A 24186-nucleotide genomic window follows, 5' to 3' on the forward strand; every position below is an offset into this window, starting at 1 on the left:
CTCCCGATCGCTGGCCGCCTTTAACGGCACCCGCCGAACCTCCTCCCTCGGCGGGTGCTGTTCTCCAAGGGCCTTCGCACCCTCAAATGGCGAAAGGAATTTCGTCGGCGCCTACCTCCTCCCAGGCTCCGATGAATAAGGTCAGCGTTCACCTCCTCCCGATCGCTGGCCGCCTTTAACGGCACCCGCCGAACCTCCTCCCTCGGCGGGTGCTGTTCTCCAAGGGCCTTCGCACCCTCAAATGGCGAAAGGAATTTCGTCGGCGCCTACCTCCTCCCGGGTTCCGATGAATAAGGTCAGCGTTCACCTCCTCCCGATCGCTGACCACTCTACCGACACCCGCCGGACCTCCTCCCCCGGCGGGTGTTGTCGTTTTCGGACAAGGCGTTGCCGTCGATTGATTTCCTTGGCTGAGCAGCCTATTTCCAACGCATGACAACAAAACCCTTGCATATCATCGGCGGTGGTCTGGCCGGCTCCGAAGCGGCCTGGCAGGCTGCGCAGGCCGGCGTTCCCGTCATCCTTCACGAGATGCGCCCGGTGCGCGGCACCGACGCGCACAAGACCGAGTCGCTGGCCGAGCTGGTCTGCTCGAACTCCTTCCGTTCCGACGATGCGCAGGCCAATGCGGTGGGCCTGCTGCATGCCGAGATGCGCCTGGCCGATTCTCTGATCATGAGATCGGCCGATGCCCATCAGGTGCCGGCCGGCGGCGCGCTGGCGGTCGATCGCGACGGATTTTCCGCGGCGGTCACCGCAACGCTCGAGGCCCATCCGCTGATCACCATCCAGCGCGAGGAAGTCACCGGACTGCCGCCTGAGGAGTGGGACCAGGCAATCATCTCCACCGGACCGCTCACCGCACCGTCGCTGGCGGAGGCAATCGCGCAGCGCACCGGCGCCGACGCACTGGCCTTCTTCGACGCCATCGCCCCGATCGTCTATTTCGAGTCGATCGACATGAACACCTGCTGGTTCCAGTCGCGCTACGACAAGGTCGGCCCCGGCGGCACCGGCAAGGATTACATCAACTGCCCCATGGACAAGGCCCAGTACGAGGCCTTCGTGCAGGCGCTGATCGACGGCGACAAGACCGAGTTCAAGCAGTGGGAAGGCACGCCCTATTTCGACGGCTGCCTGCCCATCGAGATCATGGCCGAACGCGGCGTGGAGACACTTCGCCACGGCCCGATGAAGCCGATGGGCCTGACCAACCCGCACAATCCGACGGTGAAGGCCTATGCGGTCGTCCAGCTTCGGCAGGACAACGCGCTCGGCACGCTCTACAACATGGTCGGCTTCCAGACCAAGCTGAAGTACGCCGAGCAGGTGCGCATCTTCCGCATGATTCCTGGCCTGGAGAATGCAGACTTCGCGCGTCTCGGCGGGCTGCATCGCAACACCTACATCAATTCGCCGACGCTGCTCGACCCCACGCTACAACTGAAGGGCCGCCCCGGCCTGCGCTTCGCCGGCCAGATCACCGGCTGCGAGGGCTATGTCGAGTCGTCTGCCGTCGGCCTGCTGGCCGGACGCTTCGCAGCCGCCGAGATTCTCGGCCGCGAGGTTTCGACACCGCCGGCCACCACGGCGTTCGGCGCCCTGCTCAACCACATCACCGGCGGCCACATCGTTTCCGACGACGAGCCGGGCAAACGCTCTTTCCAGCCGATGAACGTGAATTTCGGCCTGTTCCCGCCAGTCGAGGCGCCAAAGCCGGAAGGCAAGCGGCTGCGCGGCAAGGACAAGATTGTCGCCAAGCGCCATGCAATCACCGCACGTGCGCTGGCCGATTGCCGTGCATGGCTCGGCATCCCCGCTGAGGCGCAGGCCGCGGAATAGCCGGCATTTCAGAAAGACAGCAGAACGCGCCCGCCTCTGGCGGGCGTTTTCATTCGGCCGGAGCGATCCCACCCGGCAGGCCCGGCTTGCCCGCTTCATCCGGATGCCGGCGGACATAGTCTGCCTTCAGGTGTTCCGAAGTCTTGCGCGATCCGTCGTGGCTCCAGCCGGGCGGCCGGAACAGGTAGCCGAGGCGCTGCCCAATCGCCAGCCCCGGCGCGACTGCATCGCGGAACATGCCGATCCATTCGTGGAAGGCGACCTTCACCGGGTTGAACGTGCCGATGTTCTTGACGATGCCATAGCGCGGCTGATCCTCGGGCAGTTCCTGCACGAAGGTGCCGAACATGCGGTCCCAGACGATCAGCGTGCCGGCGTAGTTCGCATCGAGATAGCGCGGATTGGTGGCGTGGTGAACGCGGTGGTGCGAGGGCGTGTTGAAGATGAATTCGAACCAGTTCCACATCCGGCCGATGGTCTCGGTATGGATCCAGAACTGCCAGACAAGATTGAAGCCGAAGACGAAGGCGATGACCGCCGGGTGGAAGCCCAGCAACACCAGCGGCACTTGCAGCACGAACATGCCGGTGAACAGGCCGGTCCAGCTCTGCCGCAAGGCTGTCGAGAGATTGTAGTGCTGGCTGGAGTGGTGGTTTACGTGCTCGGCCCAGACCCAGCGGACGCGGTGAGCGATGCGGTGGTACCAGTAGTAGCGCAGGTCATCAAGCAGGAAGGCGGCAACGAACACCCAGACCGACAGCCCGAGATTGAAGAAGCGGAACTGCCAAACCCACATCAGCGCCGTGTAGGAAACTACGCCGAGAAGCAGCCCGGCGACGACGTTTCCGGTCCCCATCATCAGGCTGGTCAGGGTGTCGCGCGTTTCGAACGCGCCTTTTGCCCTGCCCGTGCGCACCAGCCAGAGTTCGATCAGGATCGCCGCGACGAAGAAGGGAATGGCGAGTTGCGTGACCTGCGGGAAATCGTAGCTTTCCATCGTCATGCCTCCAAAGCGCGCGCCGGCTCGGCAAGCTCAATCGCCTTCAGCACGGCGCTTGCGTCACGGGCGTCGGCGAATGCAAACCTCCCTCCGGCCCAGGTGAAATCCCTGAAACGTATCGACACCACACTCGGCTCGGCGAGTGAGGCGGAGACGACGTCCGGCGGCGTGACGATGCGTGTGAGGAAGCGGTCGCCGAAGGTCTGGACGATACCGCTGCGGCCGCCGTCGAGTTCCATGAAGGCAGTGCGCCGGTCGGCGGTGAGACGCACCTTGCGGACGGCTTCGTCGGGGAAATCCTGTTGGAAGTGGCGGAGCGCGTCGTCGGCGCCATCGAGCGTCGCCCACTTGCTGCCGCCAGTGAAATGCACCGCAACGACGCAAAGGCTTATCCCGACAACCACGATGGCTACGAGGACAGGCAGGCTCATCAGCCGATTTTCTCCCCCACTGCCGCCGGCTCCAGGCGGGCGGCAACGGTCAAGAAGTAACACGACTGACGTTTACGTCAAATGATTCGGCTTCCAGCCGCGGGCGGCGCGGCGGAACAGGATCGCGTGCCGGTACCAGGCCGCCACGTCGGCGTGGTCCGTCAACGCCTTCGTGCCTATCCTGCGCAAGCGGTTGAGATAGGCGCGGGTCAGGGCCACGGGCAGGTAGGCCGGACGCAGTGAGACGGGCAGACCCGGTGCGCCGCGTTCGAAGGCCGAGAGGTGTTCGTCAGCCAAGGCGATCATGGCCGCCAGGGCGCCAGCCACCCCTGCCCCGCCATCGCCCGTGATGAACTCTTCCGGCGAGGAGCCGACAGCAGAGAGGATGTCGCGCGGGACGAAGCATTGGCCGCGCGCGCGGTGGAGCGGCAGCAGGCGGAGCAGACCGGTAATCGCCTGGGCGCAGCCGGCATGCCCGGCAAGATTTGCGAAGGCCGGGGCGGTCGATGGGTCGAGCGCCAGCGAGGCCAGCTGGATGATCGCCCCCGCAGTTTCGCCGCAATAGCCCTCGAGGTCGTTTCGCGACGGCATCGGGTCATCGTAGAGATCGAAAATCCGCGCATCGAGATAGTTCTGGAAGGCGGCCTGCGGCAGATTGTTTGCGCTGATCGCTTCGACCAACGCTTCCGCCACCGGGTGGCCGGAGGCGGCCTGCGCGGTTCCGGCGGCAATCACATCGCGCCACCATTGCAGCCGCACCTCGCCGGGCAGCGGCTCGCGGATGCGGTCGCGCACGGCCGCAATCTCGGCATTGAATGCATAGAGTGCCAACAGTGCCGGCCGCCTGTCCTCCGGCGCATAGAGCGCGCTGAGATAGCGGTCGCGGTCGGCGGCCCGAGCCGCCTCCATCACGATCTTGGAGTGATCATCCATGTCAGTCGACGGCAATCAGCGCGGCAGCGACGGCGCGGTCTTCGGCCAGAAGCACGTTGTAAGTGCGCACGGCAGCCCCCGTCGACATCGGGTCGGCCGAAATCTTCTGTTCCCGAAAAGCCCCCCGCAGGGCCGGCGGCAGCGGGCGCAACTCGCTGCCGGTCCCGAGGAGCAGGATCTGGATCTCCTGCGCTTCCGCCAGCACCCGTGCGAAATCTTCAGCCACGAGCGCCAGCGGGTCGGCCGGCTCCCATCCATAGATGCCTGAGGGCAGGCACAGAAGGGAGCCGCGATGCGACATGTCGGCGAAGCGGAAGCCGCCATTGCCATAGGCCTCGATCGGGGCGCGACCGGGAAAATGCGCCTCTCGGATGACGATCCCTGCCATGGCTGTCTTTCAACGGCTCCTGAAAGAGCGCGCCCGAAGGCGGTTACTTCTTCGCGTTCTGGTTGGCGACGGGCTCGCCCTTCACCCGCACGTCGGCGATGGTCGAGCGCAGCGCCGTGACCTTGAGGCCGTTGCCGAGATCGACTTCCAGCTCGTTGTCATCGATCACCTTGGTGACCTTGCCGACGAGACCGCCGCCGGTAACGACCGTGTCGCCGCGGCGCACTGCAGCCAGCATCTCGCCGCGCTTCTTGAGCTGCTGGCGCTGCGGCCGGATGATCAGGAAGTACATGATCACGAAAATCAGGACGAACGGCAGGACGCTGATAAGCATATCGGGAGCGGCGGCAGTGGTGCCTTGGGCGTATGCCGGTGTCACGAACATCAAAAAACTCCTGAAAATAGACGGATAGCTCGCAACGAGCCCCCTAGTGAAAGCTGCGCGGAATATAGTGGCTGGAGCGACCTTTGCAACCGCGTTGGCACATTGGAGGCCTGCTTTCCCCGTGTCCAATGCTCATGCTACAGCCATCGAGAGCCATGTGGTTAGGTTGGGTCGCTGGCAGCCGCGGATTTCGCAACAGTTCGTGCACCTGGAGAGGCAACCTCAGTCGGGGCCCATCTGCTCCGCAACTGCGGATGCGACCCAATCTAACCACATGTCGCTCCAAATATGTCTTCATGTGAATGGACCTGGAAAATGACCGACAACACCTTGGAAGCGCTCACCCAGAAGCTCGATCTGCTGATCGAGGCGGTGGGGCGCCTCGCACCGCCAGCAGCCCCGCGAAGCGACCTCGAGGCAGCGGACTGCTTCGTATGGGACGCCGACCGTAGCTTCCTGGAGCCCGTCCAGCGCGTCAACCGCGTAGACATCGGCCTCATCCGCGGCGTCGACCGCGTACGCGACATCCTGGTGGACAACACCGAACGCTTCGCATCCGGCCTGCCGGCCAACAACGTGCTGCTGTGGGGTGCCCGCGGCATGGGCAAGTCCTCGCTGGTCAAGTCGGTGCATGCCGCGATCAACGCGTCCGGCAAAAACAAGGCGCCGCTGAAGCTGGTCGAGATCCATCGTGAGGACATCGACACCCTGCCCAAGCTGATGGGACTGATCAAGGCCGCGCCTTTCCGCTTCATCCTCTTCTGCGACGATCTCTCGTTTGACCACGACGACACGTCCTACAAGTCGCTGAAGGCTGCACTGGAAGGCGGCGTGGAAGGCCGCCCCGCCAATGTGATCTTCTACGCGACCTCGAACCGCCGGCATCTCCTGCCGCGCGACATGATCGAGAACGAGCGCTCGACCGCCATCAATCCGTCCGAGGCGGTGGAGGAGAAGGTGTCGCTGTCCGACCGTTTCGGCCTGTGGCTCGGCTTCCACAAATGCTCTCAGGACGAATATCTGGAGATGATCGACGGCTATGTGCGCTATCACGGGCTGAACATCGAGCCGGATGCGCTGCGTGCGGAGGCGCTGGAATGGTCAACGACGCGCGGCAGCCGCTCTGGCCGCGTTGCCTGGCAATTCATCCAGGACCTGGCCGGAAGGCTGGGTCAACCCCTTAAGGACTGACATCTTCAGGACGCCAAAGAAAAACCCGCCCTTTTGAGGCGGGTTTTTTGCATCGTCGTTCCGAAGAGCCGGACCCTCTATTCGAGGTAGCCCGACGGATTGACCGGCGTCGAGTTCTTGCGGACCTCGAAATGCAGCTTCGGCGAATCGGTGTTTCCGCTCATGCCGGAGAGCGCGATTTCCTGGCCGCGCTTCACCTTCTCGCCGCGCGCCACCTTCAACTCGCTGGCGTGGCCATAGACCGTGACCAGCCCGTCCTCGTGGCGCACCAGAACGGTGTTGCCAAACTCCTTGAGGCCGTCGCCCGCATAGATGACCACGCCGTTTTCGGCGGCCTTGACGGGCGTGCCCTCCGGCACCTGAATGTCGATGCCGTCGTTGGCCTTGCCACCGCCCTTGCCATAGCCGGAGACGACGCGGCCACGCACGGGCCAGCGCATCTTTCCGATTCCGGTCGAATCGGGAGCCACGGCGGCGTCCTGCTCGACCTGGTCGATCAGCTTCTCGGACTTCCTGGGCGGCGTATAGGCGGCCACCGTCGAGGTCTCGCCAGCCGTCTTGGTCGGCCCTGCCGAGGCCGTGACGACCGGATCGGGCTTAGCTGCGGCCACGGCAGTCGTACCGCCGGCCGGAATCTGCAGTGTCTGCCCGACACGGACGATGCCGTCGTTCAGGCCGTTGGCCGACTTCAGCGCAACGGCGCTGACTCCGGTCTTCTTCGCGATCTTGGAAAGCGTGTCGCCTTCCTGCACCGTGTAAGTGCCTGCGCCAGACGCCTTGGGATCGCGGCTTGCCGGGGCGGCGGCAGAAGACGTGCCTTCGCCTTCCTTCAGCTTGGGCGCCTGCGGCAGCACCGCGAGCTGACCGCTTGGGGCCGACGGCAGCGGCGCCTTGCCTGGCATTTCGGGCTTCGAACCGGCCGACGGCCTTGCGTCCGCGACCTGCAGGTGACCGTCGGACGTGGAAGCCGGCGCCTTCAGCGTACCGGTGGAAGTCCGCTCGACGGGTGCGGCGGAGGCCAACGTCGTTGACGTGGCATGAGATGCGATGGGCGCCTGTGCGACTGCTGGCGCTGACTGAACGGGCGGAGGCAGCGGCTGGGAGGAAACAGGAGTCAGGGCGGTGCGGCTTACTGGTGCGGTCTCGGCGCTCGCCAGCGGCGCAACTTCCGTGTCGCCCGGAAAGGGCTGGCTCGGCCGGATGATCTGCCGCTGATTGGGCGTCGAGGCGGTGAAGATGTCATCGACGCCGCCGAATCGGGACACCTGCGAGCTGCAGCCCGCCGCCATCCCTGCCAGGAGGAAAACTGCCGCACCGCGCACCAAAATGCGTTCGTTCTTGGCTAAAATACTGAACCGCATTGCAACAACCCGCGTACCCGACACTGAAATCTGGCATGATTAAAGCGCGTTAATGTTACCGGTCGGTTAAGAGGCGTTAGGGATAGGCAAATGCCTCGCGTCGCGTCGGCCGTGCATGCGGCTGGAGATCGTGCCTGCGGATGCGGTCAGATTGCGGCCGCGACGCCGCGGGCCATCGGCTGGAAGCGGACCACGGCGATATCCTCGCGTTCGAAGCGGCTGCCCAGCTTGCCCAGCTTGGCCATGACCTGCTCGCCCTCGCCAGGGCCAATGGGCGCGACCATGATGCCGCCGCTGGAAAGCTGATCTGCAAAGGACCGGGGCAGGCTCTCGAAGGCCGACCAGACCACGATCCGGTCGAAGGGTCCTTCGCCCGGCAGGCCATTGGACCCGTCCGCCTGGCGCACGAAGACATTGTTGATGCCAAGAGCCTCGAAGCGCTGGCGCGCCTGTTCGATGAGGGTTTTGTAGCGGTCGACAGTGACCACCCGCGCGGCAAGCCGCGACATGACGGCAGCCGTGTAGCCCGAACCGGTGCCGATCTCCATCACCCGGCAGCCGGGTTCGATGGCAAGGGCCGCGATCACCGCCGCCTGGAGGTCGGCGCCCTCCATCGTCTCGCCGCACTCGATCGGAAGCGTCCGCTCCGACCAGGCGATGTTCTGCGATTGGGCAGGAATGAAGGCGCGCCGCGGTGTCGCTTCGAACGCGGTGATCATGTCCTTCGCAACGATGCCGCGACCGCGCAGGCGTAGGAGAAAGGCAGCGAAACCTTCGCGGTCATCGACGATGTTGTTCATGCCAGCGCCTTGGTCAACTGGTGGCGGATCTCATGTGCGGTGAGGTCTAGCTTCAGTGGCGTAACCGAAACGTGCTTGCTGCGAACCGCATGGATGTCCGATCCTTCCCGCAGCTCTGGCGCCTCGCGCCCGAAGCGCAGCCAGTAGTAGGGGAAGCCGCGGCCGTCAGCGCGCTCGTCGATCCAGAGGCTGTGCACAAGCTTTCCCTGGCTGGTGACGACCGGCGCCTGCACCTCCTCGGGCGGACAGTTCGGGAAATTCACGTTCAGGAAGACGCCGCTTGGAAGATCGATCTGGAGCAGCTTTTCCAGCAGCGCGGGCGCAAGCGTCTCCACCGTGTCCCAGGGCACAATCCGCGCCTGGTCCACCACGTTGTAGGCTTGGCTGAGCGCAATCGAACGAATGCCGAGGAGCGTACCCTCCATCGCACCGGCCACCGTGCCCGAATAGGTCACGTCGTCGGCAAGATTGGCACCGGAATTCACGCCTGACAGGATGAGATCCGGCGGCTCGGGCATGACCTTGCGCACACCCATGATGACGCAATCGGTGGGCGTGCCGCGAACCGCGTAATGCCGGTCGTCGATCTTGCGCAGCCGCAGCGGTTCCGAAATCGACAGGGAGTGCGCGAAGCCCGACTGGTCAGTCTCGGGCGCGACAACCCACACGTCGTCCGAGATCGTGCGGGCGATGCGCTCGAGACACGCCAAGCCCTCGGCGTGGATGCCGTCGTCGTTGGTCAGGAGAATACGCATTAGGACCGGTTCGCCTCGATCTTCGTCGCGCCGCCCATGTAAGGACGAAGAACTTCAGGAATGGTTACGCTGCCATCCTCGTTCTGGTAGTTCTCGAGCACCGCGATCAGCGCACGGCCGACGGCCGTACCCGAACCGTTCAGCGTATGCACGAAGCGGGTGGCCTTCTCGTCCTTGACGCGATAGCGCGCATCCATGCGGCGGGCCTGGAAGTCGCCGCAAACCGAGCAGGACGAGATTTCTCGATAGGTGTTCTGGCCGGGCAACCAGACCTCGATGTCATAGGTCTTGCGGGCGCCGAAACCCATATCGCCGGTGCACAGAACAATAGTGCGGAACGGCAGTTCAAGGCGCTTCAGCACTTCTTCCGCGCACTGCGTCATGCGCTCATGCTCGGCAATCGAGCTGTCGGCGTCGGTGATGGAGACCAGTTCGACCTTGTAGAACTGGTGCTGGCGCAGCATGCCGCGCGTATCGCGGCCAGCCGAACCTGCCTCGGAGCGGAAGCACGGCGTGAGCGCCGTCATGCGCAGCGGCAGTTGCTCCTGGTTGAGGATTTCCTCACGCACCATGTTGGTCAGCGGCACTTCGGCGGTCGGGATGAGACCGAGGCGGCTTTCCCCGTGCGGCGTGAAGAACAGGTCTTCCTCGAACTTGGGCAGCTGGTTGGTGCCGAACAGCACCTCGTCGCGCACCAGAAGCGGCGGCTGCACCTCGGTGTAGCCGTGCTCGGTGGTGTGCATATTGATCATGAACTGGCCGAGCGCGCGCTCAAGCCGGGCAAGCTGGCCCTTGAGGACCGTGAACCGGCTGCCGGAGAGCTTTGCGGCGCGTTCGAAATCCATGAGGCCGAGCGCCTCGCCGATCTCGAAGTGCTCCTTCACCCAATTCGGGCGCGGTCCCACCTGCCCGACCTTGCGGATCTCGACATTGTCGTTCTCGTCGCCGCCCACCGGCACGTCGTCCAGGGGCACGTTTGGCAGCACCGCCAGCGCGTCGTCCAGCGCCTTGTCGAGTTCACGCTCGCGCGCCTCGCCGTTCTGGATGAAGGTCTTGATGTCGGCCACTTCGCCCTTGAGTTGGTCGGCTAGCGTGGAATCGCCATTGCGCATGGCGTTGCCGATCTCGCGGGAGGCCGCGTTGCGGCGCTCCTGCTTGACTTGAAGCTCGCCGAGATGCGCGCGGCGCATCTCGTCCTTGAGCAGCAGGTCGTCCACGGTCGCCTGGGCGGCCACGGACGACTGGCCGCGCTTCACCAACGCATTAACGAGGTTCTTGGGGTTCTCGCGAATCCATTTGATATCAAGCATGGTAGGAGTCCGTCGCAGTATGAGTTAAATCACAACCGCGACGGCGGATCGAAAGGCGATCAGCTCGCGGCGTTACCGTCGCCTGAACCTTGCAGCGAAGCCTTTTCGGCCACTGCTTCGGAGGCTTCCTTCTTCTCACGCGCCACGCGTTCCTGTTCGCGATTCCGTTCGATCATCCGGGCGGTCCAGATGGAGACCTCGTAAAGAAGGATGGTTGGAAGGGCAAGACCGATCTGGCTGACCGGGTCCGGCGGCGTCAGCACCGCGGCGACGACGAAAGCGAGAACGATCGCCCATTTGCGCTTGCTGGCAAGCGCATCGGCCGAAAGAAGCCCCACACGCGCCATCAGCGTCGTGATGACCGGAAGCTGGAACACCAGGCCGAAGGAGATGATCAGCGTCATGATCAGGCTGAGATATTCCGAAACCTTCGGCAGCAGCGAGATCTGGACCTGATTGTCGGTTCCCGCCTGCTGCATGGCCAGGAAGAACCACATCACCATCGGGGTGAAGAAGAAGTAGACCAGCGACGCGCCCATCAGGAACAGGATGGGCGATGCGATCAGGAACGGCAGGAACGCACGACGCTCGTTGCGATAGAGGCCCGGCGCGACAAACTTGTAGATCTGCGCGGCAATCAGCGGGAAGGCGATGACGATGCCGCCGAACATGGCAAGCTTGATCTGCGTGAAGAAGAATTCCTGCGGCGCGGTGTAGATCAGCTCGACCTTATGCGGGTCGAGGCCGGCCCAGGCCGTCGCCCACTTGAAGGGGATGACCAGCAGGTTGAACAGGTGCTTGGCAACGAAGAAGCAGCCGAGGAAGGCCACGAAGAACCCTCCAAGGCACCAGATGAGTCGCCTGCGCAGTTCGATCAGATGCTCGATCAGCGGCGCCGATGATTTTTCGATTTCGTCGTCCTGTTCGCTCACTTGGCGCTTCCAGCTGATGTCTTCTTGGCGGCGGGCTTGGCTTTTTCAGCGGCTGCCGCAGTCTTCGTGGATTTCGGCGCGGCCGCTTTCGCTGCCGGCTTTGCTGCAGCCTTGGCCGCGGGCTTCGCGGCTGGGACCTTGGCACCGCTCTTGGCTGCGGCAACCTTGGGAGCTGCCTTGCTCGCCGAGGCCTTGGCAGCCGCGGCCTTAGACTTGGCCGGCTTTGCAGGCGCAGGCTCCGGCTGCGCCGTAGCTGCTGCGACCTGGACAGGTTCCGGATTTGCCGGGGACGCTGCTACCGCCTCGCCTCCTGAAGCACCGGGCATGGCCGTGGCACCCCCTTTCAGAGGCTCCGCCGGCTGGGCCGCATCGCTAGCGGGTGCCGGAGCCGGAGAAGGCGCCGGCTTGATCGCGTCGATCCCGGCGCGAACGTCGGCAGCCGCCTGCTCGAAGGGATTGAGCTGCTTCTTGATCTGCTCAGTCGGGTTCAGGCTGCGCAAATCGTCGATGGACCGCTTGACATCGTCAAGCTCCGCCTCCTTGAGCGCCTCGTTGAACTGTCTCTGGAAATCGCCGGCCATGGCCCGCAGTTTCGCCGTCGTCTTGCCGAACGTGCGCAGCATGCGCGGCAAGTCCTTGGGCCCGACGACCACGATCATCACGATCGCGATCACGAGCAATTCGCTCCAGCCGATATCAAACATGTTTACCCAACCCGACTAGCGGAAAGCACTTCAGCTTTTGCTGGTTTTTTCCTTCGTCTGGATGGCTTCGTCGGCACGATGCTCCACGGTGCGGGCATCGACGGGCTTGACGTTCTCGTCGTCATCCTCGTCGGACATGCCCTTCTTGAAGCTCTTGATGCCCTTGGCCATGTCGCCCATCAGCTCAGGTATCTTGCCGCGGCCGAACAGCAGCAGCACGACTACCAGCACGATGAGCCAGTGCCAAATCGAAAAGGAACCCATGGTAACTCTCTCTCGAACGATTTCCTGAAGATTGATCTATGCGCTTTCACGCTGTGTTTCAAACAGAAGTACGTCAGACTTGCGCAAGGAAAGCCAGATGTCACGCGCTTTTGCAGACAGTGCCCCACAACGTATACGAGCGCGCACCGGCGCTTCGGCGCCCGAAACGGCAAGTTCGAGCAATTCCACGACGCCGAGGAAGCGGCGCGACAGAATTCTGGCCTCGACTTCCCCTGCTGTCTCGCTGACGTCGATCCCGGTCAGCCGCACGGCCACAGTGGCCGCCGCGCCGTCCTGAAGGCCCGGCGCAGGCACGCGGCCCACCGGCGTATCGACCGTTTCCCCCTGCGCGCGGCCGTTGAAGACGTTGAGCTCGGAGAAGAAACCGGCCACGAAGAGATTTGCGGGCTTGAGATAAAGCTCCTCGGCGCGGCCCGATTGCACCAGCCTGCCGTCCTTCAGGAGCGCGATGCGGTCGGCCATTCGCATGGCCTCCTCAGCGTCATGGGTCACGACGATTGCGGTGGCACGGCTCTCGCGCAGGATCGCCAGGGTCTCGGCGCGCACACTGTCCTTCAGCCGGGAATCCAGCCCCGAGAATGGCTCGTCCATCAGCAGCACCGCCGGGCGTGGAGCGAGCGCGCGCGCCAGCGCCACGCGCTGCTGCTGGCCACCCGAAAGGATGTGCGGATAGGAATCGGCATGATGGCTCAAACCCACCCGCGACAGCGCGATCATGGCCTCGCGCCGCCCTTCCTCGGCCGACAGGGCGGTCAGGCCGAAGCGGACGTTGTCCAGGATGGTGAGGTGCGGAAAGAGCGCGAAATCCTGGAAAACCAGGCCGATCGAACGCTTTTCCGGGGGCAGGAACACGCTGGGTCCGGCAATCTCGCGCTCGTTGAGCAGCACGCGCCCGCTCGTCTGCGCCTCAATGCCGGCGGCGATGCGCAGCAACGTCGTTTTGCCGGAACCCGAAGGCCCAAGCAGGCACAGCACTTCGCCCGGCTCCGCCGCCAGCGAAACGTCCCGCAGCGTCTCAGTCCCGGGACTGAAGGAATGGCAGATATTCTCGAAGGCCAGTCGCGCGGCAAAAGTGACACCTGCGGTCACCCGGCTTGCCGTCTGCGTACTCTCATACTTCACTTAACCACAGCCCCTGGCTCTTTGACCCTTCGTCAATCATCTAGCGCCCGGGGTGTCAACAGCCCAAGCTCCTCGAGGTCGATGTCGGTCAGCGGCTCCTCGTCCTCGGTGAGCAGGTCCAGATCCGACGGCGGGAGCGGTATGGAGAAGTTCGAAGGCATGCGGGCCGACAGCAGCCCTGCCCCCTTCAGTTCCTCCATGCCGGGCAGGTCGCGGATCTCCTCGAGGGCGAAATGGTCGAGGAACTTGTCCGTCGTGCCGTAGGTCACCGGCCGGCCGGGCGTGCGCCGCCTGCCACGCATGCGCACCCATTCGGTTTCCAACAGCGTATCAAGCGTGCCCTTGGAGGTTTCCACTCCGCGGATTTCCTCGATCTCGGCCCGCGTGACAGGCTGGTGGTAGGCAATGATGGCCAGAACCTCGAGCGCGGCGCGCGACAGCTTCTTCTGCTGCACGGCGTCCCGGCTCATCAGGAAGGCAAGATCGCCGGCCGTCCGGAAAGCCCAGGCGTCAGCAACCCGCACCAGATTGACGCCCCGCTGCGAATAGATCCGCTGCAACTCGGCCATGGTGGCGGGGACGTCGACCCCTTCGGGCAGGCGCGCAGCCAGCGCCTTTTGGCTGACAGGCTCGGCGCTGGCGAAGACGATGGCTTCGGCCATGCGCACGGCCTCCGCGAAGTCCCGGCGCTCGGCAGCCCTATGCTCGCCGGCAGCCTCCTCGGTCACGAACGGGATCACGGTGGCGTTGGCGCTGCTTTCGCTCATGACGCACCTTTGGCCGGATTTGCGGCAGCTGTGCGGCTGCGCAGATAGAGCGGCGAGAAAGCATCCTGCTGGCGGACCTCCACATGCCCCTCGCGGACCAGTTCAAGCGTGGCAGCAAAGGAGCTGGCAATTGCCGTCGCCCGCTCTTCCGGCGTGGTCATATAAGAGATCAGGAACTGGTCGAGCGCGGTCCAGTCCTTGAATCCGCCCACCAAGCGGGTGAGAATGTCGCGAGCTTGTTTCAGTGACCAGACGCCACGCTTGGCGATGCGCACATTGGTGATCGCCTGCCGCTGGCGCTGGATGGCATAGGCCGTCAGCAGATCGTAGAGCGAGGCTGAATACTCGTTGCGCTTCTCCACGATGACGAGTTCCGGGCTACCGCGGGCAAAGACATCGCGTCCGAGCCTGTTGCGGTTGACCAACCTGGCCGCGGCATCGCGCATGGCCTCAAGCCGCTTGAGCCGGAATTGCAGCACGGCGGCCAGTTCCTCGCCGCTCTGCCCCTCCTCGTCAGCCTGCTTGGGAATGAGCAGCTTGGATTTCAGGAAGGCCAGCCACGCGGCCATCACCAGATAGTCGGCGGCCAGTTCCAGCCGTACGGCGCGCGCACTGTCGACGAAGGTGAGATATTGTTCGGCCAGCGCCAGGATGGAAATGCGCGAGAGGTCGACCTTCTGGTTGCGCGCGAGATGCAGGAGTAGGTCGAGCGGGCCTTCGAAACCGGCAATATCAATCTGCAGCGCCGGCTCGCTGACGCCGCGCGTCTCCTCGCCGTCCGTCCAAAGACGGTCCATCGGCGTGGCCTTCGGGCTCCGGCTGTCCTGTGTCTCCGCCAATCCGGTTCCTTCGCTGCCGGGCCGCGATCCTAGACGGCGGCCTCGAAATAGGTTGCAAACTCGGCGCGCACAGCCGCCTCGTCGGCGGCGTCGCACTGTTCGATGCATGTAAGGGCATGCTCGGCCCGTTCAAGCGATTTGCCCTGAAGCGGGGTCGTGCGCGATGCGATGCCCGCCATTTCCTCCATCACGCCATTGCAGTGAAGGACGAGATCACACCCCGCCGCAAGGATCGAAGCCGCTTTCGAGGGGAAATCCCCAGAAAGCGCCTTCATCGAGGTATCATCGCTGATCAGGAGACCGTCGAAACCGATCTCGCCGCGCACGATCTCGCGCACGACCTTCTCCGAAGTCGTAGCCGGATGATTGGGATCGACGGCGGCGTAGACCACATGCGCCGTCATGGCCGCGGGCAGATCGTTGAGCGCCTTGAACGGCGCGAAGTCATGCGCACGCAGTTGCTCCAGCGTCGCGTCCACGGTCGGCAACTCGAAATGCGTGTCGGAGAACGCGCGCCCGTGACCGGGAATGTGCTTCATCACGGGCAGCACGCCGCCCGCCAGCAGGCCGTCGGCGGCAGCCTTGCCGAGCGTCGCCACGGTCTGCGGGTCCTTGCCATAGGCGCGGTTGCCGATGACGTCGCTCGCCCCTTCGATGGGCACATCGAGCACAGGCAGGCAGTCGGCGGTGATGCCGAAGCGCCGAAGATCGAAGGCATGCAATCGCGACAACAGCCACGCCGCCCGCAGGCCCGCCTCGCGGTCCTTCTTGTAGAGTTCCCCGATTGCGCCGCCGGCCGGATAGTTCGGCGCGATGGGCGGACGCAACCGCTGCACGCGCCCGCCTTCCTGATCGATGAAAACCGGAGCATTGGGCTGTCCGACGCTGTCGCGCATGGAGGCCACGAGATCGCGGATCTCCTCAGGCTCGCCGACGTTGCGGGCGAACAGAATGAAGCCCCACGGACGCTCGTCGCCATAGAAGCGGATTTCGTCCGGGGTGAGCGTTTTCCCGGCGCAGCCGAGGATCATCGATTTTGATTCGGTCATGGCCCTTAAAATAGAACAACGCGGGCGCGGTGGAAATCAGCCCCGCAGACTATGCGAGATCGACGTTTTCCGCCTCCCATATACGAGCAAGACCGGCGCGAGGACCTCGCGCCGGTCTTGGATTCTACTGGGCCTGTTTGTCACGCGGGTCGACTACTTCGAGACGAAGCAGTTCCCGCCGGCCGCCTTGTAGCTTTCGCAGAGCGCGATCGCATCGTTGCGGGTCGCGGCAGGCACGCGGACGCGGTAGAACGTCCCCTTGCCGGCGATCTCGGCCTTGACCACGTTGGCCGGGTGACCGTTCAGCACGCCGCCGTACTTGCGCAGCAGGTCCTGATAGGAAGCCTGGGCCGCCGCCTCGGTCGGCTGGGAAGCAATCTGCATCGCCCACTCGCCGGCGCTGGCAGCGTTGAGCGCGACCTGATCAGGCTTGACCTCGCCAACGACATTGACCGGCTGGTCGGACGGGCGGCTCGGCGCAACCGCGACCGTGGCCGGCGTGTTGGAGGACTGTGGCTTGGACGCGGGCGCTGCCGCCTCTGCAGGAGCCTGCTGTGCCGGAGCGGAAGCCGCGGGGGCGGAAGCTGCCGGAGCGGCGGCTTCTTCCGGTGCAGCCGCAGGTTCGGGAGCCGGGTCTTCACGCGGCACCAGCGTGCCGTCGGCCTTCACGATCATCGTGCGCACCTTGCGCGGCGCCACGGCCGCAACTTCGGCGTTCTGGGCCGCGCCACTGTCTTCCTGGATCGCCTGCATAATCCGGTCCTCGGACTTGCCGGCGGGGGCCGCGTTCTCTTCATCCCCGACAATGACTTCTTCTTCGTCCAGCGGGGCCTCATCCTGCGCGGTCATGTCGATCGGCGTCTCGGCCGTCGTCACCAGTTGCTTCTGCGTCGGCTCGTTCGAGGGCGTGCGCGCCACAGTCTCGTAAACTTTGCTGTCCTGATTGGGCACGGTGGAGCCACCGGGGTTTTCAGGACGCATCTTGATCGGACCTTCGTCGGCCTTGATGACGGCCGGCGTGCTCGAGCCACCTCCACCCGACAGGGCATAGGCGCCAATGCCACCCAGGACCACGACGCCACCGATGACGGCCGCGATTATCGCGCCGCGGCGCTGCGGCGCCTGGCGCTCCTTTGCGGCGTAGGCCGACGCGGCCATGTCGTCTTCGAGATCGGGGTCGTAGTCGAACGCGTCGGTGGCGAACTGCCCCCGGCCAGACGTCTGGGAGTCCGCGAAGTCGTCACTCCCGTAACCGCCCTTGGCGGATGCCAGGGCCGCCGCGCCCAGGGCGCCAGCGGCAGCAATGCCGGCTGCGGCAGCATAGTCGCTCGCCTGGTAGGCCTGGTTCTCGAACTGGAATTCGCGTTCGAACTCGGCGGCGAAATCATCCGCCTCGCTGGCGGTCGGCGTAGCAGGCTCGGGCGTCGCCGGCTCAGGAGAGTTCATCTCGTTGAGAAGATTTGCGAACTCGGCATCGAGATCATCGTAGGCAGGCACGACAGGGACGTCTTCCTCGAAAGAAAGCTCGGGGAGTTCCAGGTCGTCCGCCAGAGCCACGGCCTGCTCGGGCACATCGACCGTGTCGATGTCGGGAAAATCTTCATAGGCCGACGCCGCATAATCGTCCTGGTCGTCCTGCTCCTGGAAACCCTGCATATCCGCTTGCTGCGGCTCGGCGGCCGAAGGCGCGTACTGGTTCCAGGCAGTTGCGGTCGAGACGGTCGGCTTGAACGAGGCCGTCAGGGCCGCGAGTTCCGCATAAGGATCGGATTCCTGGGCCACCTCGGGCTGCAACGTTGCGGGCTCGGCCGCATGGGCTGCTGGCTGCACATCTTCGATCGATCCGGCGAAGGCCGCCTCGAATGCGTCGTCGTCGAAATCAAGTTCGAGTTCCGGCTCGAGCTCGAATTCCGGTTCGTGCGCGTTTTCAGGCATGTAGGCGATGGGCTCGACCGGTGCCTCGACATAAGCCACCGGGGCGGGCGAATAGGACTCTGCAACCGGCTGCACATAGGCCGGCTGTCCGATACGATAGTTGCCGCGCGAATAGCTATGCTCGCTGCGGGCCTGCGTGAAGACCGGCTCGGAGACGGGCGCGGCGGGCGTCTCTACGTGGAAGTCTTCGTCATCCAGCCCAAGTTCGAACTCTTCGGCAGCGGCGAATTCCGGTTCGTCGAACGCTGCGAGCGTCTCGATCTCCGGGACATACTCAACGTGGGCAGCAGGCGCACTGGCGAATGCCTGCTGCGGCTCGCTCATATTGCCGAGAAGCGCATTCAACTCGTCTTCTAGGCTAGGGCCGGTCACTTCCGGGGCGGCGGGCGCATCGATGTGGTGCGGCTCTTCCGCATGGAAATACGACGTTTCCTGCGCATCGAAATCGACTTGCGGCTCGAACGCGGCTCCACCGGCGGATGCCAGCGGAACGGCCGTGAAGTCCATATCGACTTCGGCCAGAGCGGTATCGAATTCGTCAGAGAAGTCCACCTCTCCGACCGGAGAGGACGCGAATTCCGACCCCTGCTCACTCAGTCCCTGCTGATAAGCAACGGGCTCGTAGGTCGGAGCGACCTCGGGCTCCTCGATCGAAAAGGGCTGCTCTTCGGCCTGCTGCCAATCCGCATCGAGCGCGAATTCGTCTTCAAACGAAGCGGCGACGGCCTCTTCAGCGTAGGACGCCTCGGCGACGACCTCGACATGATCATAGGCGACAGGCTGCTGGTATGCAGGCTCCAGCGAAGGCTCGTAGTAGGACGAGGCTGCAACATCGTGCGTCGACACTTCGTCGCGGTCATGCACGGCCTCAGCCTGCCAGTCGCCGTCCAGCGACAGTTCCTGCTCCACCGAAGCGGCGAACGCTTCATCGAAGGCGTCCGCGGCCTGATCGACCGGCGCTTCGGGCGCGTAGTCGTATGCGGGAGCAGCCTCAAATTCTTGGTAGGCCGGCGCGGCATCATACTGCGCCACCACTTCCGGCTCATCGTAAGTCATGGTCGGCTCGGCATAAGGCTCCTGAGCCGCGTAGACGGCCTCCGCCTCATAGGTCCCGGCCTCATGCGCGAACGCATCGCCCTGCTCGTCGGCAACGGGGTGCGAATGGGAGTACTGCGGCTCAGCCGGCTGAAACGCGTGACCACTGCCCTGCCCGTCATCCGCCAGGCCGAACTCGCCCATCAGTTCTCTTTCGAGATCGATGCCGAAGTCGTCGCCACCGATGGCATCGAACGATTCGTGTGCGCTCTCGGGCGCGGAAACGGCTTCAGACTGCTGCCGAGCCGTCCCACGAGGGTCAAACCCCATGATCCGGGTCAGTTCGGCGAACGGATCCTCGCTCGAAAGCTGATCCTGCTCGGCGACTCTCAGTTGGGTTCTGTCTGCCATACTCTTTCCCGAAACTCGCACTTTCCGCACGTACCGGACGTTGCGGAAGGTTGGGCCTTACCAGCGTAATGTGGGCAAAAGGTGACAGGTTTTCCCCTACGGCCTAGCGCATTTCCGTGGGCGCCTCGGCCCCGATCATCGCCAGGCCAGACGTCAAAACGTCGGATACAGCCTGCACCAGCCCAAGTCTGGCATGCGTCAATTCTCGGTCGTTAACCTTAACAAAACGTAAGTCCTGGTTGTCTGTGCCCCGATTCCAGTGTCCATGGAAAGTCGAAGCCAGGTCATACAGGTAAAATGCCAGTCTATGCGGCTCCTGCGCGAGGGCTGCGGATTCCACCAGACGCGGATATTCTGCAAGCTTGCGGATCAGCCCTATCTCGCTTTCGTCGGTGAGCCGCTCGGCGGCTTCGGCCAGCGTCGGCGGCGCGAAGCTGGTATCGTTGCCCAGTTGCTCCCTCGCCTGCCGGAACACCGAGTGGCAGCGCGCCGAGGCATACTGCACGTAGAAGACCGGATTGTCCTTGGACTGCTCCGTGACCTTGGCGAAGTCGAAGTCCAGCGGCGCGTCATTCTTGCGGTAGAGCATCATGAAGCGGATCGGATCGCGGCCGACCTCCTCAACCACGTCGCGCAAGGTGATGAAGTCGCCAGAGCGCTTCGACATGCGCACCGGCTCGCCGTTGCGGTAGAGCTTGACCAGTTGGCAGAGCAGCACCGTCAACTTCATCGTGCCGCCGGAGACCGCCTTGGCAAGCGCCTCCATGCGCTTGACGTAGCCGCCATGGTCGGCGCCAAGGATGAAGATGGTCTCGTTGAAGCCGCGCTGCAGCTTGTCCTTCAGATAGGCAACATCGGCGGCGAAATAGGTGAAGCTGCCGTCCGACTTGACCAGCGGCCGGTCGATGTCGTCACCCACATCGGTGGAGCGGAACAGGGTCTGCTCGCGATCCTCCCAGTCCTCGGGCTTCTGGCCCTTGGGCGGCGGCAGCTTGCCCTTGTAGACGTGGCCCTTCAGCGTCAGGTCGGTGATTGCCGAGCGAATGGCCGCGGCATCGTTGGCGTGCAGCGTTCGCTCGGAGAAGAACACCTCGTGGTGCACGTTGAGGAGCGCCAGATCCTCGCGGATCATCTCCATCATGGCATCGATGGTGCGATCCTTGACAATGGCGACAGCCTCGGCTTCAGGCTTGCGCAGCAGGCCGTCGCCGAACTCCTTGGCCAGCGCCTGGCCGACCGGCACCAGATAGTCGCCCGGATAGAGGCCGGCCGGGATCTCGCCGATGTCCTCGCCCAGGGCCTCGCGGTAGCGCAGCATGACAGAGCGCGCCAGAACGTCGATCTGCGCGCCAGCGTCGTTGATGTAGTATTCCTTGGTCACATCATAGCCGGCGAAGGCAAGCAGATTGGCAAGCGCATCGCCAACCACCGCGCCGCGGCAATGGCCGACATGCATCGGGCCGGTCGGATTCGCCGAGACGTACTCGACGTTGACTTTGGTGCCCTTGCCGATGGTGGAGCGGCCAAAATCCGTGCCGAGCTTCAGTAGCGACTGCAGATGCGACTGCCAGAAGCCGTCCGTCAGCCGGAGGTTGACGAAGCCGGGGCCGGCCACATCGACGGCAGCGACGTCCTTGTCCTTGCGCAGTTCCTCGGCAAGCCTTTCGGCCAGCGCGCGCGGATTCTGCCCCGTGGGCTTGGCCAGCACCATCGCGGCATTGGTCGCCAGGTCGCCATGGGAGGCATCTCGCGGCGGCTCGACGGCAATGCGCGAGGCGTCGACGACACCGCCGTCCTTGTCCTTCAAGTCGAGCGCTTCAACGACCTTGATGACCCGCTCGTTGAAATCGGCGAAGATGTTCATGAGGCTTACTCTGGAAAAAATCGACAATGCGAGCCGGCCTGAAGCCGGGAAAACGGTGTTCGCCTATCCCAAATCGGGCGTTCGGTCAAACAGCCGTCGGTGTTCCTTGATCGCATAGGTGTCGGTCATGCCGGCGAGGAAATCGGAGACATGGCGCGCCTTGATACGATTCTCGGCGCGGTCGAGCCCTTCGCGCCAGCCCTCCGGCATCTCCCGCGGGTCGTCGAAGTAGAGGTCGAACAGGTCGCGCACGATCTGATCGGCACCGGCGCGCACCCTCATCACATCCTTATGCCGGTAGATGTTCTTGTAGAGAAACGCCTTGAGTTGCTTTTCCGCCGGGATCATCTCGTCCGAAAAGGTCGCGATCGTCATGCCGGCGCCATGGATATCCTCGACGCTGCCCGGCTTCAGCGCCGCCAACCGGCTGGTTGCCGTCCGGATGACATCCTCGACCAGGATGGTGATCTGCCGGCGCATCAGTTCGTGCCCGGTCCGTGCGCTGTCGAGCGCGGGATAGCAGTCTCGCACCGCTTTCAGGATGGAGGCGGGCAGCGCCACCTCCTCCAGCATGTCGAAGGTCAGCAGCCCGGCCCGCAGGCCATCGTCTATGTCATGGGTGTTGTAGGCAATGTCGTCGGCGATCGCCGCACACTGCGCCTCGAGGCTGGCGAACTTGTCGAGCTCAAGGTCGTGGAGCTGCGAATAGTCCTGGATAGCCTGCGGCACCCTGCCCTTGAGCCCTTTGCCGGCGGCATCCGTCAACGGCCCGTTGTGCTTGACCAGGCCTTCCAGGGTTTCCCAGCTCAGGTTGAGCCCGTCGAACTCGGCATAGCGGCGCTCCAGACGGGTCACCACCCGCAGCGACTGCGCGTTGTGGTCGAAGCCGCCCCATTCGGCCATCTTCTCGTTCAGCGCGTCCTCGCCGGTATGGCCAAAAGGCGTGTGGCCGAAATCGTGGACGAGCGCCACGGCCTCGGCGAGGTCTTCATCGCAACGCAGCGCCCGCGCCAGGGCCCGCGCGATCTGGGCGACTTCGATCGTATGCGTGAGCCGCGTGCGGTAGTGGTCGCCTTCATGCGCGATGAAGACCTGGGTCTTGTGCTTCAGGCGGCGGAACGCGGTCGAATGGATGATGCGGTCACGGTCGCGCTGGAAAGGCGTGCGGGTCGGGCTTTCGACTTCCTCGAACAGCCGCCCGCGCGAGCGCGCAGGGTCGCAGGCATAGGAGGCGCGCGGCCGGTAGCCGAAACCGATATCGCCAAGCTCGTTCGCCATTGTCCGTTGCCGCCGCTGGTTGACTTGCCGTGTAGCGCTTCATACCTATGGTAACGACGCGAAAGCAAGGTGACGCCAATGGGCGCTGACGCCAAGACCACGATGAAGACTGTAGAACTTTCCGAATCCGCCGCAAGGCGGATCCTCAAAATCATTGCCAACGAGCCCGGCAAGATCGCGCTGCGTGTTTCGGTGGAGGGCGGTGGCTGCTCCGGCTTCTCCTACAAATTTGACCTGGTTTCAGCCCGCAACGACGACGACGTCGCCATCGAGAAGGACGGCGCCACGGTGCTGATCGATGACCTCTCGCTGGTCTATATGGGCGGCTCGGTGATCGATTTCGTGGACGATCTGATGGGCCAGTCGTTCCAGATCCGCAATCCGAACGCCGTGGCATCCTGCGGCTGCGGCACCAGCTTCTCGATCTAGGCTTCCGCTATCGGCCTGATCCAAAAATGGCCGCGGTACCGCGGCCTTTTTCGTTGTTTCGCGCTTTTCAAGCCTCCGCGCTCGTCCACCGGTTGCGTGGCATGGCAAGCACCCAGTATTTCTGCCGGCCGTTCCCCCTGGCAGGTTTTCCTTGCCTCCAAGGGCAATGCAGGATCGACTCGCTCATCGGATTCCATTACCAAGGAATTTGATGAAATAGTCGTCTGGTTTTCATGAAGATCGTTACGTGGAACATCAATGGCGTCAAGGCGCGCCTCGGCAACCTGCTGGTCTGGCTGAAGGACAGCAACCCTGACATCGTCTGCCTGCAGGAGATCAAGTCGGTCGACGACCAGTTCCCCCGTGCGGAGATCGAGGCGCTTGGCTACCACGTCGAGACGCACGGCCAGAAGGGCTTTAACGGCGTCGCAATCCTGTCCAAGCTCCGCTTCGACGAGGTCAACCGCGGCCTGCCGGGCGACGACGCCGACGAGCAGGCGCGCTTCATCGAAGGCGTGTTCTCCACCGACAAGGGTGTGCTGCGCGTCGTCTCGCTCTATCTGCCCAACGGCAACCCGATCGGCACCGAAAAATTCTCCTACAAGCTGTCGTGGATGGCGCGCCTGGAAAACTGGGCCCAGGAGCGCCTGCTGCTCGAGGAGCCGCTCATCCTTGGCGGCGACTACAACGTCATCCCGGAGCCGATCGACGCCCGCAACCCGGACGCCTGGCTAAGTGATGCCCTGTTCCAGCCCGAAAGCAGACAGGGTTTCCGCCGCCTGCTGAACCTCGGCTTCACCGAGGCGACCCGCGCCGTCACCGACGCGCCGGACACCTACACGTTCTGGGACTACCAGGCCGGCGCCTGGCAAAAGAACAACGGCATCCGCATCGATTTCCTGCTGATGTCGCCGGAAGCGGCCAACCGCTTTTCCGCTGCCTCGATCGAAAAGCATGTGCGCGCCTGGGAAAAGCCCTCCGACCACGTCCCCGTGGTGGCAGAACTGGCGCTCCGGCCGGCGTGAGGGCGCAGGCCGATCTTCATGGATAGAGTCCGGATCGCCGCGCAAGCTTCAGTTTTAGAGAACAATTTCGAAAGGAGACCGCTCCTTTCGTGACCGGGCATGACGCGTCGGCGTC

General features: G+C 64.0%; 23 protein-coding genes. 4 read left to right on the forward strand and 19 right to left on the reverse strand.

Annotated elements, in window-relative coordinates:
* Positions 1–432: 432 nt before the first annotated feature.
* A complete protein-coding gene (gene trmFO / locus ABLE85_RS05955; RefSeq protein ID WP_348791781.1) occupies positions 433–1842 on the forward strand; it encodes a methylenetetrahydrofolate--tRNA-(uracil(54)-C(5))-methyltransferase (FADH(2)-oxidizing) TrmFO in 1410 nt (469 codons plus the stop codon).
* Positions 1843–1891: 49 nt separating this feature from the next.
* Here the strand turns inward: trmFO and ABLE85_RS05960 are convergent, their stop codons facing one another.
* The 5 genes from ABLE85_RS05960 to yajC all read right to left on the reverse strand — a co-directional run bounded on the left by ABLE85_RS05960 (position 1892) and on the right by yajC (position 4979).
* On the reverse strand, positions 1892–2839 hold the full coding sequence (locus ABLE85_RS05960; RefSeq protein ID WP_348791782.1) for a sterol desaturase family protein: 948 nt from the start codon (positions 2837–2839) through the stop codon (positions 1892–1894).
* Positions 2840–2841: 2 nt separating this feature from the next.
* Complete coding sequence (locus ABLE85_RS05965) at positions 2842–3273, reverse strand: hypothetical protein (protein ID WP_348791783.1); 432 nt, start codon at positions 3271–3273, stop codon at positions 2842–2844.
* A 72-nt stretch (positions 3274–3345) separates the two neighbouring features.
* Complete coding sequence (locus ABLE85_RS05970; protein WP_348791784.1) at positions 3346–4206, reverse strand: phytoene/squalene synthase family protein; 861 nt, start codon at positions 4204–4206, stop codon at positions 3346–3348.
* 1 nt (position 4207) lies between these two features.
* A complete protein-coding gene (locus ABLE85_RS05975) occupies positions 4208–4594 on the reverse strand; it encodes an Mth938-like domain-containing protein (protein ID WP_348791785.1) in 387 nt (128 codons plus the stop codon).
* 43 nt (positions 4595–4637) lie between these two features.
* A complete protein-coding gene (gene yajC, locus ABLE85_RS05980) occupies positions 4638–4979 on the reverse strand; it encodes a preprotein translocase subunit YajC (protein ID WP_348791786.1) in 342 nt (113 codons plus the stop codon).
* A gap of 315 nt (positions 4980–5294) precedes the next feature.
* On the opposite strand from yajC, the gene ABLE85_RS05985 reads away from it, so the two are divergent.
* Positions 5295–6170 carry an ATP-binding protein gene (locus ABLE85_RS05985; protein ID WP_348791787.1) on the forward strand — a complete coding sequence of 292 codons (876 nt, stop codon included), beginning with the start codon at positions 5295–5297 and terminating at the stop codon, positions 6168–6170.
* A 77-nt stretch (positions 6171–6247) separates the two neighbouring features.
* Here ABLE85_RS05985 and ABLE85_RS05990 read toward each other — a convergent pair whose 3' ends face one another.
* The 14 genes from ABLE85_RS05990 to ABLE85_RS06055 all read right to left on the reverse strand — a co-directional run bounded on the left by ABLE85_RS05990 (position 6248) and on the right by ABLE85_RS06055 (position 22617).
* Complete coding sequence (locus tag ABLE85_RS05990; protein ID WP_348791788.1) at positions 6248–7531, reverse strand: peptidoglycan DD-metalloendopeptidase family protein; 1284 nt, start codon at positions 7529–7531, stop codon at positions 6248–6250.
* A 146-nt stretch (positions 7532–7677) separates the two neighbouring features.
* Entirely contained in the window at positions 7678–8331 is a 654-nt protein-coding gene (locus ABLE85_RS05995) for a protein-L-isoaspartate(D-aspartate) O-methyltransferase (protein WP_348791789.1), read from the reverse strand.
* Positions 8328–9086 (reverse strand): 5'/3'-nucleotidase SurE, encoded by a 759-nt coding sequence (surE, locus tag ABLE85_RS06000; RefSeq protein WP_348791790.1) that lies wholly within the window; start codon positions 9084–9086, stop codon positions 8328–8330. The genes ABLE85_RS05995 and surE overlap by 4 nt, the downstream gene beginning before the upstream one ends.
* The gene (gene serS / locus ABLE85_RS06005; RefSeq protein ID WP_348791791.1) at positions 9086–10396 is read right to left on the reverse strand and encodes a serine--tRNA ligase; all 1311 of its coding nucleotides are present in this window, start codon (positions 10394–10396) and stop codon (positions 9086–9088) included. Before serS ends, surE begins: the two co-directional genes overlap by 1 nt.
* A 59-nt stretch (positions 10397–10455) precedes the next feature.
* Positions 10456–11328, reverse strand: coding sequence for a twin-arginine translocase subunit TatC (gene tatC / locus ABLE85_RS06010; protein ID WP_348791792.1), 873 nt, complete (start codon positions 11326–11328; stop codon positions 10456–10458).
* A complete protein-coding gene (tatB, locus tag ABLE85_RS06015) occupies positions 11325–12032 on the reverse strand; it encodes a Sec-independent protein translocase protein TatB (RefSeq protein WP_348791793.1) in 708 nt (235 codons plus the stop codon). Before tatB ends, tatC begins: the two co-directional genes overlap by 4 nt.
* A 30-nt stretch (positions 12033–12062) precedes the next feature.
* Positions 12063–12296 carry a twin-arginine translocase TatA/TatE family subunit gene (locus tag ABLE85_RS06020; protein WP_348791794.1) on the reverse strand — a complete coding sequence of 78 codons (234 nt, stop codon included), beginning with the start codon at positions 12294–12296 and terminating at the stop codon, positions 12063–12065.
* A 36-nt stretch (positions 12297–12332) separates the two neighbouring features.
* The gene (locus ABLE85_RS06025; RefSeq protein ID WP_348791795.1) at positions 12333–13439 is read right to left on the reverse strand and encodes an ABC transporter ATP-binding protein; all 1107 of its coding nucleotides are present in this window, start codon (positions 13437–13439) and stop codon (positions 12333–12335) included.
* Between the two features lie 32 nt (positions 13440–13471).
* Entirely contained in the window at positions 13472–14206 is a 735-nt protein-coding gene (gene scpB / locus ABLE85_RS06030; protein ID WP_348791796.1) for an SMC-Scp complex subunit ScpB, read from the reverse strand.
* Positions 14203–15003 carry a ScpA family protein gene (locus tag ABLE85_RS06035; RefSeq protein ID WP_348792117.1) on the reverse strand — a complete coding sequence of 267 codons (801 nt, stop codon included), beginning with the start codon at positions 15001–15003 and terminating at the stop codon, positions 14203–14205. Before ABLE85_RS06035 ends, scpB begins: the two co-directional genes overlap by 4 nt.
* A gap of 71 nt (positions 15004–15074) precedes the next feature.
* A complete protein-coding gene (nagZ, locus tag ABLE85_RS06040; RefSeq protein ID WP_348791797.1) occupies positions 15075–16094 on the reverse strand; it encodes a beta-N-acetylhexosaminidase in 1020 nt (339 codons plus the stop codon).
* Between the two features lie 153 nt (positions 16095–16247).
* Positions 16248–19475, reverse strand: a complete 3228-nt coding sequence (locus ABLE85_RS06045) for an SPOR domain-containing protein (RefSeq protein ID WP_348791798.1) — start codon at positions 19473–19475, stop codon at positions 16248–16250.
* Between the two features lie 103 nt (positions 19476–19578).
* Positions 19579–21339: an arginine--tRNA ligase gene (gene argS / locus ABLE85_RS06050; protein ID WP_348791799.1), complete on the reverse strand. Its 1761-nt coding sequence runs from the start codon at positions 21337–21339 to the stop codon at positions 19579–19581.
* A 63-nt stretch (positions 21340–21402) separates the two neighbouring features.
* Positions 21403–22617: a deoxyguanosinetriphosphate triphosphohydrolase gene (locus ABLE85_RS06055; RefSeq protein ID WP_348791800.1), complete on the reverse strand. Its 1215-nt coding sequence runs from the start codon at positions 22615–22617 to the stop codon at positions 21403–21405.
* A 78-nt stretch (positions 22618–22695) separates the two neighbouring features.
* Here ABLE85_RS06055 and erpA point away from each other — a divergent pair, with 78 nt between their 5' ends.
* Both erpA and xth read left to right on the forward strand, forming a co-directional pair.
* A complete protein-coding gene (gene erpA, locus ABLE85_RS06060) occupies positions 22696–23046 on the forward strand; it encodes an iron-sulfur cluster insertion protein ErpA (protein ID WP_348791801.1) in 351 nt (116 codons plus the stop codon).
* 233 nt (positions 23047–23279) lie between these two features.
* On the forward strand, positions 23280–24071 hold the full coding sequence (gene xth / locus ABLE85_RS06065; RefSeq protein WP_348791802.1) for an exodeoxyribonuclease III: 792 nt from the start codon (positions 23280–23282) through the stop codon (positions 24069–24071).
* Positions 24072–24186: the final 115 nt, after the last annotated feature.

This window comes from Mesorhizobium sp. KR1-2 (assembly GCF_040045035.1).
In the GTDB taxonomy this organism is placed as follows: Bacteria; Pseudomonadota; Alphaproteobacteria; order Rhizobiales; family Rhizobiaceae; genus Pseudaminobacter.

Bases quoted from the DNA above. Each gene is read 5' to 3' on its own strand.
- ABLE85_RS06055 (WP_348791800.1), bottom strand. From the start codon at position 22,617: ATGGCGAACGAGCTTGGCGATATCGGTTTCGGCTACCGGCCGCGCGCC.
- scpB (WP_348791796.1), bottom strand. From the start codon at position 14,206: ATGAGCGAAAGCAGCGCCAACGCCACCGTGATCCCGTTCGTGACCGAG.
- erpA (WP_348791801.1), top strand. From the start codon at position 22,696: ATGGGCGCTGACGCCAAGACCACGATGAAGACTGTAGAACTTTCCGAA.
- trmFO (WP_348791781.1), top strand. From the start codon at position 433: ATGACAACAAAACCCTTGCATATCATCGGCGGTGGTCTGGCCGGCTCC.
- serS (WP_348791791.1), bottom strand. From the start codon at position 10,396: ATGCTTGATATCAAATGGATTCGCGAGAACCCCAAGAACCTCGTTAAT.
- ABLE85_RS05970 (WP_348791784.1), bottom strand. From the start codon at position 4,206: ATGGATGATCACTCCAAGATCGTGATGGAGGCGGCTCGGGCCGCCGAC.
- nagZ (WP_348791797.1), bottom strand. From the start codon at position 16,094: ATGACCGAATCAAAATCGATGATCCTCGGCTGCGCCGGGAAAACGCTC.
- ABLE85_RS05960 (WP_348791782.1), bottom strand. From the start codon at position 2,839: ATGGAAAGCTACGATTTCCCGCAGGTCACGCAACTCGCCATTCCCTTC.
- ABLE85_RS06045 (WP_348791798.1), bottom strand. From the start codon at position 19,475: ATGGCAGACAGAACCCAACTGAGAGTCGCCGAGCAGGATCAGCTTTCG.
- tatB (WP_348791793.1), bottom strand. From the start codon at position 12,032: ATGTTTGATATCGGCTGGAGCGAATTGCTCGTGATCGCGATCGTGATG.
- surE (WP_348791790.1), bottom strand. From the start codon at position 9,086: ATGCGTATTCTCCTGACCAACGACGACGGCATCCACGCCGAGGGCTTG.
- ABLE85_RS05995 (WP_348791789.1), bottom strand. From the start codon at position 8,331: ATGAACAACATCGTCGATGACCGCGAAGGTTTCGCTGCCTTTCTCCTA.
- ABLE85_RS05985 (WP_348791787.1), top strand. From the start codon at position 5,295: ATGACCGACAACACCTTGGAAGCGCTCACCCAGAAGCTCGATCTGCTG.
- ABLE85_RS06035 (WP_348792117.1), bottom strand. From the start codon at position 15,003: ATGGACCGTCTTTGGACGGACGGCGAGGAGACGCGCGGCGTCAGCGAG.
- ABLE85_RS05975 (WP_348791785.1), bottom strand. From the start codon at position 4,594: ATGGCAGGGATCGTCATCCGAGAGGCGCATTTTCCCGGTCGCGCCCCG.
- ABLE85_RS05990 (WP_348791788.1), bottom strand. From the start codon at position 7,531: ATGCGGTTCAGTATTTTAGCCAAGAACGAACGCATTTTGGTGCGCGGT.
- ABLE85_RS06020 (WP_348791794.1), bottom strand. From the start codon at position 12,296: ATGGGTTCCTTTTCGATTTGGCACTGGCTCATCGTGCTGGTAGTCGTG.
- xth (WP_348791802.1), top strand. From the start codon at position 23,280: ATGAAGATCGTTACGTGGAACATCAATGGCGTCAAGGCGCGCCTCGGC.
- ABLE85_RS05965 (WP_348791783.1), bottom strand. From the start codon at position 3,273: ATGAGCCTGCCTGTCCTCGTAGCCATCGTGGTTGTCGGGATAAGCCTT.
- yajC (WP_348791786.1), bottom strand. From the start codon at position 4,979: ATGTTCGTGACACCGGCATACGCCCAAGGCACCACTGCCGCCGCTCCC.
- argS (WP_348791799.1), bottom strand. From the start codon at position 21,339: ATGAACATCTTCGCCGATTTCAACGAGCGGGTCATCAAGGTCGTTGAA.